Source organism: Bradyrhizobium semiaridum, from assembly GCF_020329505.1.
In the GTDB taxonomy this organism is placed as follows: domain Bacteria; phylum Pseudomonadota; class Alphaproteobacteria; order Rhizobiales; family Xanthobacteraceae; genus Bradyrhizobium; species Bradyrhizobium semiaridum.
Genome location: NZ_JAGKJJ010000004.1, coordinates 275,902 through 289,082, shown reverse-complemented (window position 1 = coordinate 289,082; position 13,181 = coordinate 275,902). Strand labels below are relative to the sequence as shown.

At 66.0% G+C, this 13,181-nt stretch carries 15 protein-coding genes; 7 read left to right on the top strand and 8 right to left on the bottom strand.

Translation table 11 applies throughout. The features are described from left to right. Both J6500_RS07580 and J6500_RS07575 read left to right on the top strand, forming a co-directional pair. On the top strand, positions 1-522 hold a 522-nt coding region (locus J6500_RS07580), incomplete at its 5' end, for a type II secretion system protein GspD (RefSeq protein WP_225712052.1). Between the two features lie 19 nt (positions 523-541). Continuing rightward, complete coding sequence (locus J6500_RS07575) at positions 542-1,201, top strand: COG3904 family protein (RefSeq protein ID WP_225712051.1); 660 nt, start codon at positions 542-544, stop codon at positions 1,199-1,201. 14 nt (positions 1,202-1,215) lie between these two features. Here the strand turns inward: J6500_RS07575 and gspG are convergent, their stop codons facing one another. Together gspG and J6500_RS07565 are read right to left on the bottom strand one after the other, a co-directional pair. Further along, complete coding sequence (gene gspG, locus J6500_RS07570) at positions 1,216-1,689, bottom strand: type II secretion system major pseudopilin GspG (RefSeq protein ID WP_225712064.1); 474 nt, start codon at positions 1,687-1,689, stop codon at positions 1,216-1,218. A 374-nt stretch (positions 1,690-2,063) separates the two neighbouring features. After that, entirely contained in the window at positions 2,064-2,870 is an 807-nt protein-coding gene (locus tag J6500_RS07565) for an enoyl-CoA hydratase/isomerase family protein (protein WP_225712050.1), read from the bottom strand. 74 nt (positions 2,871-2,944) lie between these two features. Between J6500_RS07565 and nthA the strand changes: the two genes are divergently transcribed. The 4 genes from nthA to J6500_RS07545 all read left to right on the top strand — a co-directional run bounded on the left by nthA (position 2,945) and on the right by J6500_RS07545 (position 6,101). Then, positions 2,945-3,583 carry a nitrile hydratase subunit alpha gene (gene nthA / locus J6500_RS07560; protein WP_225712049.1) on the top strand — a complete coding sequence of 213 codons (639 nt, stop codon included), beginning with the start codon at positions 2,945-2,947 and terminating at the stop codon, positions 3,581-3,583. Further along, on the top strand, positions 3,580-4,239 hold the full coding sequence (nthB, locus tag J6500_RS07555) for a nitrile hydratase subunit beta (protein ID WP_225712048.1): 660 nt from the start codon (positions 3,580-3,582) through the stop codon (positions 4,237-4,239). Before nthA ends, nthB begins: the two co-directional genes overlap by 4 nt. Further along, on the top strand, positions 4,239-4,616 hold the full coding sequence (locus J6500_RS07550) for a nitrile hydratase accessory protein (RefSeq protein WP_225712047.1): 378 nt from the start codon (positions 4,239-4,241) through the stop codon (positions 4,614-4,616). Before nthB ends, J6500_RS07550 begins: the two co-directional genes overlap by 1 nt. A gap of 306 nt (positions 4,617-4,922) precedes the next feature. Next, positions 4,923-6,101: a calcium-binding protein gene (locus J6500_RS07545; protein WP_225712046.1), complete on the top strand. Its 1,179-nt coding sequence runs from the start codon at positions 4,923-4,925 to the stop codon at positions 6,099-6,101. 7 nt (positions 6,102-6,108) lie between these two features. On the opposite strand, the gene queC is transcribed toward J6500_RS07545, so the two are convergent. Continuing rightward, complete coding sequence (gene queC / locus J6500_RS07540) at positions 6,109-6,837, bottom strand: 7-cyano-7-deazaguanine synthase QueC (RefSeq protein WP_225712045.1); 729 nt, start codon at positions 6,835-6,837, stop codon at positions 6,109-6,111. A gap of 126 nt (positions 6,838-6,963) precedes the next feature. Here queC and mazG point away from each other — a divergent pair, with 126 nt between their 5' ends. Then, the gene (gene mazG, locus J6500_RS07535) at positions 6,964-7,806 is read left to right on the top strand and encodes a nucleoside triphosphate pyrophosphohydrolase (protein ID WP_225712044.1); all 843 of its coding nucleotides are present in this window, start codon (positions 6,964-6,966) and stop codon (positions 7,804-7,806) included. A gap of 105 nt (positions 7,807-7,911) precedes the next feature. Here mazG and J6500_RS07530 read toward each other — a convergent pair whose 3' ends face one another. From J6500_RS07530 to ntrX, 5 genes are all read right to left on the bottom strand, one after another. Next, on the bottom strand, positions 7,912-8,178 hold the full coding sequence (locus J6500_RS07530; protein ID WP_225712043.1) for a hypothetical protein: 267 nt from the start codon (positions 8,176-8,178) through the stop codon (positions 7,912-7,914). A 91-nt stretch (positions 8,179-8,269) separates the two neighbouring features. Then, a complete protein-coding gene (gene mgtE, locus J6500_RS07525; RefSeq protein ID WP_225712042.1) occupies positions 8,270-9,640 on the bottom strand; it encodes a magnesium transporter in 1,371 nt (456 codons plus the stop codon). A 116-nt stretch (positions 9,641-9,756) separates the two neighbouring features. Beyond that, positions 9,757-11,157, bottom strand: coding sequence for a GTPase HflX (gene hflX / locus J6500_RS07520; RefSeq protein WP_225712041.1), 1,401 nt, complete (start codon positions 11,155-11,157; stop codon positions 9,757-9,759). A gap of 11 nt (positions 11,158-11,168) precedes the next feature. Beyond that, positions 11,169-11,417 (bottom strand): RNA chaperone Hfq, encoded by a 249-nt coding sequence (gene hfq, locus J6500_RS07515; protein WP_006020546.1) that lies wholly within the window; start codon positions 11,415-11,417, stop codon positions 11,169-11,171. Between the two features lie 381 nt (positions 11,418-11,798). After that, positions 11,799-13,169 carry a nitrogen assimilation response regulator NtrX gene (gene ntrX / locus J6500_RS07510; protein ID WP_225712040.1) on the bottom strand — a complete coding sequence of 457 codons (1,371 nt, stop codon included), beginning with the start codon at positions 13,167-13,169 and terminating at the stop codon, positions 11,799-11,801. Between the last annotated feature and the right edge of the window lie 12 nt (positions 13,170-13,181).

Sequence of the window (13,181 nt, the reverse complement as noted above, 5' to 3'; positions counted from 1 at the left end):
GTCGGCGACCAGGTGCCGATCTCGACCGGCTCGACCGTCACCGGCCTCAACGTGGTGAGCAGCATCAGCCGGCAGAACACCGGCATCATCCTCAAGGTGCTGCCGCATGTCCACCCGAACGGATCGATCGAGCTCGAGATCGAGCAGGAGGTCTCCAATGTCGTCAATCCGGGCGGCGCCAGCGCCCAGAACCTGACGCCGACGATCTCGCAGCGGCGCATCCACTCGACCGTCGGCACCAGTAGCGGCCAGACCGTGCTGCTCGGCGGCCTGATCAAGGAGGACGACGAGCGTACGGTCGCCGGACTGCCGGGTCTCAACCAGATCAAGTATCTCGGCGACCTGCTCAGCCAGAAGAGCGACAGCAAGACCCGCTCGGAGATCATCGTGTTCGTCACCACCAAGCTGGTGCGCAACGCCCACGACGCCCAGGTCGTCGCCGAGGAGTTCCGCGAACGGCTCGACAGCATGCGGCGTTCCCCGTCAGTTCTGGACACGCCGGCGCCCGTGGCGCGCAAGTGAAGACGAGAACGGGTCGCAGATGACGATGCTCTCATCCGTGCTGCGCGTTCTGGCCGCCTCTGTGGTCAGCACGGCCGCCACCGCCGCGGAACTGAGCAGCGTCACGATGAAGGACGATGTCACCATCATCGCGCTCGGCGGCGACGTCGCCGAGGGTGACACCGAGGCGGCCGAGGCGCTGATCAAGGCCGCCAACGACGCCGACCGCCTGATCACGGCGGTGCGGCTCGATTCACCGGGCGGCAGTCTCGCCGAGGCCGTCAAGCTCGCCGGCCTGATCCGCCGGGCCAAGCTGCCGACCATCGTCGCGGCCGGATCGCACTGCGCCTCGGCGTGCTTCATCGTGTTCGCCGCAGGGAACGAGAAGTTCGCGAGCTATGAGGCGGCGATCGGCGTCCATGGCGTGTCGGACAAATTCGGTCATGAGACAGCGCAGACCAGGGAGGCCACCATCGCCATGGCCCGCGTCGCCAGCGCCTTCGGCGTGCCGCCGCGGATCATCGCGCAGATGGTGACGACCCACGCCCACGAGATCGCGTGGCTGACGCCCGACGATCTGCGCGCCATGGGCACCATCATGACCGATCGGCACGCACATCGCGCGCCGGCCGCATCGCCCGCCGATCAGTGGCTTTCCAGGCTCGATTGGCGATCCGGAATGCGTTCGCAAGGACGATAACGGGTTCCAGCGGCTCACTGGTTGCTGGCGCTCATCTTGTCCAGCGAGATGTCCTGCGCCGTGCCACTGCCTCCCTCCTGCCCGTCCGAGCCATAGGAGAGAATGTCGTAGGGCCCGCGATCGCCGGGCGCGCGATAGACATAGGGATGGCTCCACGGATCGTTCGGCACCACGCCGCCCTTGAGATAGGGACCGTTCCAGCTGGCGACACCCGACGTCCGCTGCACGAGGGCGGCGAGCCCCTCCGCGGTCGACGGGTAGCGGCCAGTATCGAGACTGAACAGGTCGAGCGCGCTGGCAAAGCTCTGCATCTGGATCCGGGCCGCCTTGACCTTGGACTCGCTGAGATAGCTGAGCACGCGCGGGCCGACCAATCCCATGATCAGGCCGATGATGGCGATGACGACAAGCATTTCGACGAGCGTGAACCCCTGCTCGCCTCGCCGCGCACAAGTCCGGCCGATGCGCCGTACAAGAGCGGTGGAGATTTGCTTCGATGTCACTGTTGCACCCGATGCGTTGCAGGGTCCGGGACGATCGCGAGCGATTGCCGCGGGGAAGACGCCGGACGGCACCCCATCGTCCGATCGAACAATAGTCCTCGCCGCTCCCGCGACAATCGATTTATTTTGATTTCTTTTCTGCGCATCGAGCGCTCTTCGATGGTCTATCCAAGAAGGGCCTCATGGCCAGATCGCATTGACCAGTTCCGCCAGTCGCGCTGCGCCCCTTGGCAAGCTGGGCGAGCTTGATCGCGTCTGCGGCTTGCGGATAATCCTGCGGGTTCTTGGCAGGGATCATGGTTGTACGGTTGGTAAACTGCAACCATGCGACAACGCGGCTGCGACGGGCCCCCTTCCCCTCAGCGCCCCCTGAACCGCGGCTGGCGGCGTTCGAGGAACGCCGCGACCCCCTCCTTGTGGTCGTCGGTCAGGCTCGCCAGCGCGAACTGGTCGAGATCCATGTGGCTGGCCAGATCGTCCAGCGCATGCGCCAGCCGGTTCACCGTCAGCTTGGTCATCGCGACCGAGATCGGTGGCTGCACGGCGATCTTGGCCGCCAGGGCCATCGCGTCCTCATAGGATTTTCCGGGGTCGCTCACCTGCTCGACCAGCCGCCATTCATAGGCCTGTTCGGCCGAAATCCGGTCGTCGGCCAGGATCACGGCCTGCTTGGTGCGGGCCGGCCCCATCAGATGCAGCATGCGCGGCACGCTCTGCCAGCTCATGTTCATGCCGAGCGCGATCTCGGGCACCCGCAGGTGGGCGTCGCGCGCCATGACGCGGAAATCCAGTGCGACCGCGAGCGCCACGCCACCGCCGACGCAAAAGCCCTCGATCGCGCCTATCGTGACCTGCTCCATGTCCTGCCAGGCCCGCGTCAGCCGCGGCCCGAGCTTGAGGTGCCGGCGCAGCGTGCCCATGTCCATGGTCGCGCGCGAGCGGCCCTCGGCGTCCTTGAGGTCGAAGCCGGCGCTGAACGATCTGGCGCCGCCGGTCAGCACGACGACGGAGGTTCCGCCGTCGTCCTCGAAGCTGCGGGCCGCGTCGGTGAGCTGCCGCAGCGCCTCCGGCGACAGCGCGTTGATGCCGTCGCCGCGGTCGAACCGCACCACCGCGATGCGCCCCTCCGGTCCGAGGCCCTTCTCGATCGTCACATAGCCCGCCATGCATACCTCCCCGCGCGCATTGTTGTGGACTCCCTGCCTCGACATAGCACGCCCTGTTCGCCTATCCTGCCCCCATGAGCGAACATCACCACGATCATCATCGCCACCACGATCACGACCATTCCGAGCTGTCGGAAATGGAGCTGCGCGTCCGCGCGCTGGAATCGATCCTGAGCGAAAAGGGTTATCTCGATCCGGCCGCGCTCGACGCCATCGTGCAGGCCTATGAGACCAAGATCGGTCCGCACAACGGCGCCCGCGTCGTCGCCAAGGCCTGGAGCGATCCGGCCTTCAGGCAGGCGCTGCTCGACGATGCCAGCAAGGCGGTCGGCACGCTCGGCCATGTCAGCCGGGTCGGCGATCACCTGGTCGCCGTCGAGAACACGCCTGACCGGCACAACATGGTCGTCTGCACCTTGTGCTCCTGCTACCCCTGGGAAATGCTCGGCCTGCCGCCGGTCTGGTACAAGGCCGCGCCGTACCGCTCGCGCGCGGTCAAGGATCCGCGTGGCGTGCTGGCGGATTTCGGTGTCAGCCTGCCGAAGGAAACCGAGATCCGGGTGTGGGACTCGACCGCCGAGACCCGCTTCCTGGTGCTGCCGATGCGGCCCGCCGGCACCGAGGGCTGGAGCGAGGAGCAGCTCGCCGAGCTCGTGACGCGCGACTCCATGATCGGCACCGGATTCCCGAAGACGCCGGGAGCCCCGTCATGAACGGCGTCCACGACATGGGCGGCATGGACGGGTTCGGCAAGGTCGAGCCCGAGCCGAACGAGCCTATGTTCCACGAGGAGTGGGAATCGCGGGTGCTGGCGATGGTCCGCGCGATGGGCGCGGCCGGCGCCTTCAATATCGACGCGTCGCGGTTCTATCGCGAAAGCCTGCCGCCGCACGTCTATCTGTCGAGCTCGTACTACAAGAAATGGCTGCTCGGGCTCGAAGACTTGCTGCTCGCCAAGGGCTACATTGCCAGGGAGGACGTCGCGGCCGGTCATGCCGTGGCGCCGGCGAAATCGCTGAAGCACGGCAAGTTCTCCATCGCCGACGTGGAGCGCATCATGGTGCGCGGCAAGTTCGGCCGCGCGGCGCCGGCTGCGGCGAAGTTCAAGGCCGGCGATCGCGTGCGCGCCAAGAACATCCATCCGACCACCCACACGCGGCTGCCACGCTATGTGCGCGGCCATATCGGCGTGATCGAGCGCGATCATGGCTGTCATGTGTTTCCCGATACGGTCGCCAACGATGCCGGCGAGAATCCGCAATGGCTGTACACCGTCGTGTTCGACGGCCGCGAGCTGTGGGGACCGGACTCCGACCCGACCATCAAGATCTCGATCGATGCGTTCGAGCCGTATCTGGAGCCGGCGTGATGGATGCATCCGCCGCCGCCCGCGCCACCAGCGCCGTCTCCAGCATTCCGCGCGACGACGACGGCCCGGTGTTCCGCGCGCCCTGGGAAGCGCAGGCCTTTGCGATGGCGCTGACGCTGCATGATCGCGGCGTCTTCACCTGGCCCGAATGGGCCGCGGCGCTGGCCGACCAGATCAAGCGCGCGCAGGCCGCCGGCGATCCCGATACCGGCGAGACCTATTATCTGCACTGGCTCGCGACGCTCGAGCACCTGGTCGCCGCCAAGGGCGTGACGACGGCGGAGACGCTGAGCCGATATCGCAACGCCTGGGATCACGCCGCCGACCGCACCCCGCACGGCAAGCCGATCGAGCTGACGCCGGCGGATTTCGAGTAGTCCCACACACGCCGCGTCGCCCCTGCGCAGGCTATCAAACCCGAGCCTCTTCGGCGAGCCTCGAAGGATCGACGGCCACCGGCGGGGCCGATTCATCCTTCGAGGCTCGCAAGAGCTCGCACCTCAGGATGACGGAGATAGATGTCGGCGACGCCGCGGCGCGGCCGCAATCAAGTCCAGTTCTCGGCAAATCTCCGTCATCAACCCGAAGTAGCTTTGATCGCCGAAGCGCGGCCACCGTGTTTCGCCCCGCGATATTCTCTTGTGTTCGCCTTGCTCGTCGCGAATGAAATGGGAGTTGCCGCCATGCGCCGTTTGCCCGACGATACCATCACCCTGACGCTCCCGAGCGTCACCTTCGACACCCTGTTCGGCGATCCCGACTTCCCGGTCAATGCGCGTGGCGGCAACGACACCATCACGGTGAGCGTCGAGGGCATGACATCAGTCAATCTGATCGGCGACACCACGACCCTGCTGGATCATTCCCGGGGCGGCAACGACACGCTGACGGTGAAAATCGCGGCCTCGCTCAACACCGTCGTCGTCGACGGCGATGCGCAATCGATGTCCGGCGATGCCAAGGGCGGCAACGACACGGTGACCGGCGACAGCACGAACTCGCTCCGCAACGGCTTTTCGCTCTTTGGCGACGCCGAGTGCGCGATGTCCGACCACACGCAGGGCGGCAACGACACCGTCATCGGCGTGTTCGGCGGCAGGTCGGCCAACACGCTGGTCGGCGACGGCGGCACCATGACCGGCGACGCCCATGGCGGCAACGACACGCTCGCCGCCTTCCAGGCCAACCAGGACGGTTCGGCGGCCCTGTACGGCGATGCCTTCGGCATCACCGATCACGCGCGGGGCGGCAACGACACCCTCACCTTCACGATCGGGAGCAACGCCCAGAACGGCGGCGGCGGTCTGTACGGCGATGCGGGTGAGCTCGCGGGCGATGCAAGCGGCGGCAACGACACCCTCACCGTCGTCGATCTCAGCGGCCATTTCAACTACGAATCCTTCACGATGATCGGCGACGCCTACACCATGTCGGGCAGCGCGCATGGCGGCAACGATATCGTCGCGGGCGGCGCGTATGCCGATTACATCGTGGGCGACGCGCTGCACTACAATCCTGCCGCGCCGGGCTCGATCACGGGCGGCAGGGATGTCCTGAACGGCGCAGGCGGCAACGACGAGATGTGGGGCGGACCGAACAACGACATCTTCGTGTTCGACAGGGGCTCGGGACAGGACCTGATCCACGATTTCAATCAGGGCAACACGGCGGTCGGCAGCACCGCTGTGGAGCACGATCTGATCGACGTGCACGACTACGGCTTTGCGGACTGGACTGCGCTGAAGAGCCTGATCAGCGACGACCCTTCCGGCAATGCCGTGATCCATCTGACGGGTAGCGATACGATCACGTTGCAGGGCGTCCACGCGGCGGACCTGCATGCGACGGACTTCATCGTCTAGCGCCAGGTCAGTGGCTGGCGCGGACGCCCTGTGCGACGTATTCGCGCCAGCCCTTTGCCCGCAGGCTGCAGGCCGGGCATTCGCCGCAGCCATAGCCCCAGTCGTGCTGCGCGCCGCGTTCGCCGAGATAGCAGGTGTGCGAGTGCTCGCGGATCAGGTCGACCAGCCCTGCTCCGCCGAGCGCATGCGCGAGCCGCCAGGTCGCGGCCTTGTCGAGCCACATCAGCGGCGTGTGCAGCTCGAAGATCTTCGCCATGCCGAGATTGAGCGCCGACTGCAGCGCCTTGATGGTCTCGTCGCGGCAGTCCGGATAGCCGGAGTAGTCGGTCTCGCACATGCCGCCGATGATGTGGCGGATGCCGCGCCGGTAGGCCAGCGCCGCGGCGAAGGTCAGGAACACGAGGTTGCGGCCGGGCACGAACGTGTTCGGCAGCCCGTCGGCGCCCATTTCGATGGCGACGTCACGGGTCAGCGCGGTGTCGGAGATTTCGGACAGGGTCGGGATCGCCAGCGTATGGCTGTCGCCGAGCTTGGCGGCCCAATCCGGTCGGATCTGCCTGATCCCGGCCAGCAGGCGGTCGCGGCAGTCGAGCTCGATTCCGTGGCGCTGGCCATAGGAAAAGCCGAGCATTTCGACGCGGGCAAAGCGCTCCAAGGCCCAGGCAAGGCAGGTGGTGGAATCCTGGCCGCCGGAGAACAGCACCAGGGCGGTGCCGGATTTGATCTGATCGGTCATGGCACGCGCTTTACCACCCTTGCGCGCTGCGGCCAATCGGTGGACATCACGGCGATGTCAGCGCCCTTGGCTGGGATCGGCCGGTCCGATTTGGCATAACACCATACCCCAACAGCCCGGTGTCCCATGACCCCTTCCCGCGACATTTCCCGCCTGATCGAGATCATGGCTGCGCTGCGCACGCCGGTGACCGGCTGCCCCTGGGACCTCGAGCAGGATTTCTCGACCATCGTGCCCTACACGATCGAGGAGGCCTATGAGGTGGCGGACGCGATCACGCGCGGCGATCTCGACGATCTGCGCGAGGAGCTCGGCGATCTCTTGTTACAGGTGGTCTATCACGCCCGCATGGCCGAGGAGCAGAACGCCTTTGCCTTTGGCGACGTGGTCGAGGCGATCACGCGGAAGATGATCCGCCGCCATCCGCATGTCTTCGCCGACAAGGATGGCAACATCCAGCCCGCCGGCGTCAAGAGCGCCTGGGAGCGCATCAAGGCCGAGGAGAAGGCCGAGCGCGCCGCGCGGCGACGGCCGCAGGACGCCGCGCACACATCGCTGCTGGCCGGTGTGAAGGCCGGCCTGCCCGCGCTGACCCGCGCGATGCAATTGCAACGCAAGGCCTCGGCCGTCGGCTTCGACTGGAACGATCCGCGCGCGGTGCTAGCCAAAATCCGCGAGGAAGCTAACGAGATCGAGGCCGCGCTCGACCGCAACGACAAGCAGGAGATCGCGGCGGAGACCGGCGATCTCATGTTCGCGCTGGTCAACCTCGCCCGCCACATCGACGCCGATCCCGAAACGGCGCTGCGCGCGACCAACGCCAAGTTCGAGCGGCGCTTTGCCTATATCGAGACGGCGCTGGCGGCGAAGGGACGGACGCTGGAGGATGCGTCGCTCGAAGAAATGGACGCGCTGTGGAACGAAGCAAAAACTGTCGTCCCTGCGAAAGCAGGGACCCATACCGCGTGATCCATCGATAGAGTTCACAGCCTGTCCACGCGCATGCGAAACTGCCATCGGCCCAACAATCAGGGCCGGTAGTTATATGAGATTGCACCAAGCGAGGCGCGGGACTTACTTCCGCGGCTCAACCACCGTTTTTGTTGATCCGTCCGGCGCTGCCTGCATTCCCGGCGGGCTCTGGCCTTGGGGGCTTTCCGGTGGCGCTCCGCCTGATTTTGTTTCCAGCGGCCCAGTCCAACCCTGCGGCTGCAATTGACCCTTTTCTTCCGGTGCCGAGCGTCCAGTTGCCGTGTTCGCGTCCTTGTTGGGATCGGCCTGGGCTATCGCAAATCCACTCGACAACGCCCAGCATATCGTCGTCATCAGCACGATCCGCATTCCGACCTCCTCCTGGCTCGTCGAACCAAACAGGTTGGACCGGTTTCGGTTCCGCTTGTCAGGACGGCCGGCGGAAATCGGTGTGGCTTGCCTATAGCAGCGTCCCGCGCAGGATCACTGCCGCCACGCCGAAATAGATCACGAGGCCGGTGACGTCGACCAGCGTCGCAACGAATGGCGCCGACGCACTGGCCGGGTCGAAACCGATGCGCTTGAGGATGAAGGGCAGCATCGATCCGCACACCGAACCGAAGGTGACGATGCCGACCAGCGCGGCGCCGACGGTCGCGGCCACCAGCACCCAATGCGGGCCGTAGTCGAACAGGCCGAGGGTCTGCCAGAGCGTGATTCTGACAATGCCGATCAGCCCCAGGATGGCGCCGAGCACGATACCGGTCGGCAGCTCGCGCATCGCCACCCGCCACCAGTCGCGCAGCCGCACCTCGTGCAGCGCCAGCGAGCGGATCAGGAGCGAGGTCGCCTGCGAGCCGGAATTGCCGCCCGAGCCCATGATCAGCGGAATGAACAGCGTCAGCACGATCGCCTTCTCGAGTTCGCTCTGATACGACTGCATCGCGGTGGCGGTCAGCATCTCCGACAGGAACAGCGCGCACAGCCAGCCGGCGCGCTTCTTGATCATCTCGCCGAAACCGATCCGCAGATAGGGCTCGTCGATCGCTTCCATGCCGCCGAACTTCTGGGCGTCCTCGGTCGATTCCTCGACGATGGCATCGATGACGTCGTCGACCGTGACGATGCCGAGGATGTGGCCGGGTCCGTCGACCACCGCGACTGCCAAAAGATCGTAGCGCGAGATCAGCCGCGCCGCCTCCATGCGATCGGCCTCCGGCGCGATCATCAGCGGTTTTCGCGCCGGTGCGGCGGTCAGGACGTTGGCGTGCGGATCGCCCGAGATCAGCCGGCGCAGCGGCACCGCCTGGATCAGGGTCTTCTTCACCGGGTCGGTCACGAAGATCGAGTAGACGGTCTCACGGGTGCGCTCGACCATCCGGATGTGGTGCAGCACCTCGGCAATGGTCCAGGTCGAGGGCACGCTGACGAACTCGGTGGTCATGATCGAGCCGGCGCTGCGCTCGGGATAGGCGAGCAGGCCCGAAATGACAGCCCGGGTCTCCGGATTGAGCCCGTTCAGCAGCGTGGTGCGCAGCGGCTCGACCAGCTCCTTGAAGATGTCGGCGGCGCGGTCGTCGGAGACGCCTGACAGCAGCGCGACCGCGGTGTCCGTCGGCAACTCGGCCAGGATCTCGCAGGTGTTGTCGAGCCCGGGCAGGTCGAGCACCTCGATCGCCCGCTCCGCCGGCAGCGATTGCAGGAGTTTTGCAGCATCCGCAGGCTCTCGCGCGTTGAGGGCCTCGACGATTTCCGGCGCCCGCTCGTGGTCGAGATCGCCGTTCTGGCCGGCGAGCCTGTCGTTGGTGATGGTTTCGCTGGTGTCCTGCATCGGTCGGCCTCGGCTTTGCGTCCAGCAGCGCAATGAACCAAGGCGGCCGAGATTTCAAACAGAAAGTGCGACCGCACGCCGCAGGCGCGCCGGCGCCAGGCGACGTCACGGCCCCGTCATATTTCGGTGGATTGCGACGCGCCGCCGGGGACCGCGTCGAACCGGCTCATCACGATGTCGCGCTTGGTCTCGTCGACGCGGACCGTCATGTCGAAGCGCTCGCCATGCAGCTCCTTGTTGAGCACCTCGGCATTGCGATGCAGCCAGCTGATCCCGGCGCCGTCGGCGGCGTCGATTGAAAGGTTGAGCGTGGTGCGTTTGGTGGCGAGCCGGTCCTCGATCGCGCCGAGCAGCTGGTCGATCCCCTCGCCCGACACGGCCGACACCAGGAAGCACGGCCGCTCGGGCGGCCGCCGCGCGGCGATGTTGCGCAGATTGTCCCGCTCCTCGGCATCGAAGCGGTCGATCTTGTTCCAGACCTCGATGATGCGCTGGCCGCCGTCGGCGTCGGGGTCGATCCCGAGCTGGCGCAGCACCGCATCGACGTCGCGCTCCTGCGCCTCGGCGTCCTCATGCGAGATGTCGCGGACATGCAGGATGATGTCGGCCTCCAGCACCTCCTCCAGGGTGGCGCGGAAGGCGGCGACGAGCTGGGTCGGCAGATTGGAGATGAAGCCGACGGTGTCGGACAGCATCGCCTTGCCGCCATGCGGCAGGTTGAGCGCGCGCAGGGTCGGATCGAGCGTCGCAAACAGCATGTCGGCGGCCTGCACATCGGCGCGGGTCAGGCGGTTGAACAGCGTCGACTTGCCGGCATTGGTATAGCCGACCAGCGCCACCATGCGGTACGGCACGCGCTGGCGGCCGGCGCGATGCAGCCGCCGTGTCGCCTGCACCTTTTTCAGCTCGTTCTCCAGCCGCGTGATGCGATCGCCGATCAGGCGGCGGTCGGCCTCGATCTGGGTTTCGCCTGGGCCGCCCATGAAACCGAAGCCGCCGCGCTGGCGCTCGAGATGGGTCCAGGACCGCACCAGGCGGCTGCGCTGGTAGTTGAGATGGGCGAGCTCGACCTGTAGCGCGCCCTCCTTGGTCTTGGCGCGGCGGCCGAAGATTTCCAGGATGAGTCCGGTGCGGTCGAGCACCTTGGTGCTCCAGGCCTTCTCGAGATTGCGCTGCTGGATCGGCGACAGCGCGCAATCCATCACGACCAGTTCGACATGGTTGCCGGCGACGAGACCCGTAATCTCCTCGACCTTGCCCTTGCCAAGATAGGTCGCGGGACGAATTTGGCTGACCGGCGCGACCACGGTCTCCACCACGGTGAGATCGATCGCGCGTGCAAGACCGGCGGCCTCCTCGATCCGCGCCTCATAATCGCGGACAGAGGATTCCGTTTGCGCATCGCCATCGCCGCGGCGCGTGCGCAGATAGGGGCCGATGACAATCACCCGCCCGGTGCTGCTGTCCCTTGCCGACCGCGGACGGTCGGCGCCCCCTTCACGGTTGAAGGGTTCCAATCAGTTCACTCTCAAGCAGGTGCGTCCTCACCGCCTTCGAACAGCTGGATCGGAGCGCCAGGCATGATGGTCGAGATCGCATGCTTGTAGACGAGCTGCGAGTGACCATCGCGCCGGAGCAGCAGACAGAAATTGTCGAACCAGGTGACAATGCCCTGTAGTTTCACTCCGTTGACCAGAAATATCGTCAGTGGTGTTTTGGTTTTACGAACGTGATTAAGGAAGGTGTCTTGTAGATTTTGTGCGCGGTCTGCCGCCATTGTTTTTGTCCCGCAAGCTTGTGCTTCTTTTTATTGAACCGGTCGTGACCCTCTCACGGAGCCCTCCTCCGGCTGCCCGCCTGTCCTGAGATCCCCCTCCGGCAGGTGTAGCGGTAGGATTAGAGGCCACGCGCGCGTAATAGGCAAGCCGGTTCGCGTGACAGTCGGTAGGAACACGGTGGCAATTCTAAGAAAGTCGCGGGAAAGAGATGATTATTCTCATCCCACGTGGATAACCCCCGGAGTGTCCGGCCATCTGCGCCGGACCACCCCTCCTCCTCGAAATTGACGCCACGAGTTGTGCACGCCGACGTGCAGTCGGTCCCAAGGCCGCGGATTCCCGCCGCCTTGCTGCAGCCTTGGGCCGGCCGGCCCTGAGGCTCAGCCGACCCCCAGCGCCTTCAGCTTGCGATGCAGCGCCGAGCGCTCCATGCCCACGAACTCCGCAGTACGCGAGATATTGCCGGAGAAGCGGCTGATCTGGGCGATCAGATAATCGCGCTCGAACACTTCGCGCGCCTCGCGCAGCGGCAGGCCCATGATGTGCTCGCCATTGCTCGAGGTCGGCATCGCCGGCACCATCGAGCCGACGTCCTGCGGCAGCATGTCCGCGGTGATGATCGCCTCCGGGCCGCCGCCGGCAAGGATCATGACACGCTCGACATTGTTGCGGAGCTGGCGGACGTTGCCGGGCCAGACATGCGATTGCAGCACGGCCATCGCGTCCTGCCCGATCTGGCGCTTCGGCAGGCCGGTCGCGGCCGAGATCTGGTCCATGAAATAGTCGATCAGCTCGGGGATGTCCTCGCGCCGCTCCGACAGCGGCGGCACCCGAATCGGCACCACCGAGAGGCGGTGGTAGAGGTCCTCGCGGAAGCGGCCGGCGGCGATTTCCTCCTCCAGATTGCGCGCGGTGGACGAGATGATGCGGACATCGACATGCACCTTGGTGGTGCCGCCCTGGCGCTGGAAGGTCTGGTCGACCAGGACGCGCAGGATCTTGTTCTGGGTCTCGCGCGGCATGTCGGCGATCTCGTCGATGAACAGCGTGCCGCCATGCGCCTCCTCGAGCGCGCCGGGCTTGCGCGGCTGCTCGCCGTTGCTGCCTTCAACGCCGAACAGTTCGAGCTCCATGCGCTCCGGCGTGATCGCGGCGGCATTGATCACCACGAACGGTCCCTCGGCGCGCGCCGAGGCGATGTGCAGCGTGCGCGCCGCGAGCTCCTTGCCGGAGCCGGCGGGCCCGACGATCAGGATGCGGCTGTTGGCCTTGGCGGCGCGGTCGATGGTCTGACGCAGCTGGTTCATGCAGGCCGAGCGGCCGGTGAGCACGCTGGCGGCCGGCGCCAGCTGCTTCAGCTCCTTCACCTCGCGCTTCAGCCGCGACGTCTCCAGCGCCCGCGTCGCCACCAGGATCAGCCGGTCCGACTTGAACGGCTTCTCGATGAAGTCGTAGGCGCCGCGCTTGATTGCGGCGACGGCCGTTTCGATGTTGCCGTGGCCTGAAATCATCACAACCGGCAGATCTGCATTGTCCTTCTTGATCTGCTCGAGCAGCTGCAGGCCATCGAGCTTGGAGCCCTGCAGCCAGATGTCGAGGAACACCAGATGCGGGCGGCGATTGGCGATCTCGGCGAGCGCCGAGTCGCTGTCGCGCGCGGTGCGGGTGGAAAAGCCCTCGTCGTCCAGGATGCCCGCAACGAGATCACGAATGTCAGCCTCGTCATCGACAATCAGAATGTCGCTAGCCATGGGGTTACACCT

Bases quoted from the DNA above. Each gene is read 5' to 3' on its own strand.
- J6500_RS07575 (WP_225712051.1), top strand. From the start codon at position 542: ATGACGATGCTCTCATCCGTGCTGCGCGTTCTGGCCGCCTCTGTGGTC.
- mgtE (WP_225712042.1), bottom strand. From the start codon at position 9,640: ATGCAGGACACCAGCGAAACCATCACCAACGACAGGCTCGCCGGCCAG.
- J6500_RS07545 (WP_225712046.1), top strand. From the start codon at position 4,923: ATGCGCCGTTTGCCCGACGATACCATCACCCTGACGCTCCCGAGCGTC.
- hfq (WP_006020546.1), bottom strand. From the start codon at position 11,417: ATGGCGGCAGACCGCGCACAAAATCTACAAGACACCTTCCTTAATCAC.
- ntrX (WP_225712040.1), bottom strand. From the start codon at position 13,169: ATGGCTAGCGACATTCTGATTGTCGATGACGAGGCTGACATTCGTGAT.
- nthB (WP_225712048.1), top strand. From the start codon at position 3,580: ATGAACGGCGTCCACGACATGGGCGGCATGGACGGGTTCGGCAAGGTC.
- J6500_RS07550 (WP_225712047.1), top strand. From the start codon at position 4,239: ATGGATGCATCCGCCGCCGCCCGCGCCACCAGCGCCGTCTCCAGCATT.
- queC (WP_225712045.1), bottom strand. From the start codon at position 6,837: ATGACCGATCAGATCAAATCCGGCACCGCCCTGGTGCTGTTCTCCGGC.
- mazG (WP_225712044.1), top strand. From the start codon at position 6,964: ATGACCCCTTCCCGCGACATTTCCCGCCTGATCGAGATCATGGCTGCG.
- J6500_RS07565 (WP_225712050.1), bottom strand. From the start codon at position 2,870: ATGGCGGGCTATGTGACGATCGAGAAGGGCCTCGGACCGGAGGGGCGC.
- nthA (WP_225712049.1), top strand. From the start codon at position 2,945: ATGAGCGAACATCACCACGATCATCATCGCCACCACGATCACGACCAT.
- J6500_RS07530 (WP_225712043.1), bottom strand. From the start codon at position 8,178: ATGCGGATCGTGCTGATGACGACGATATGCTGGGCGTTGTCGAGTGGA.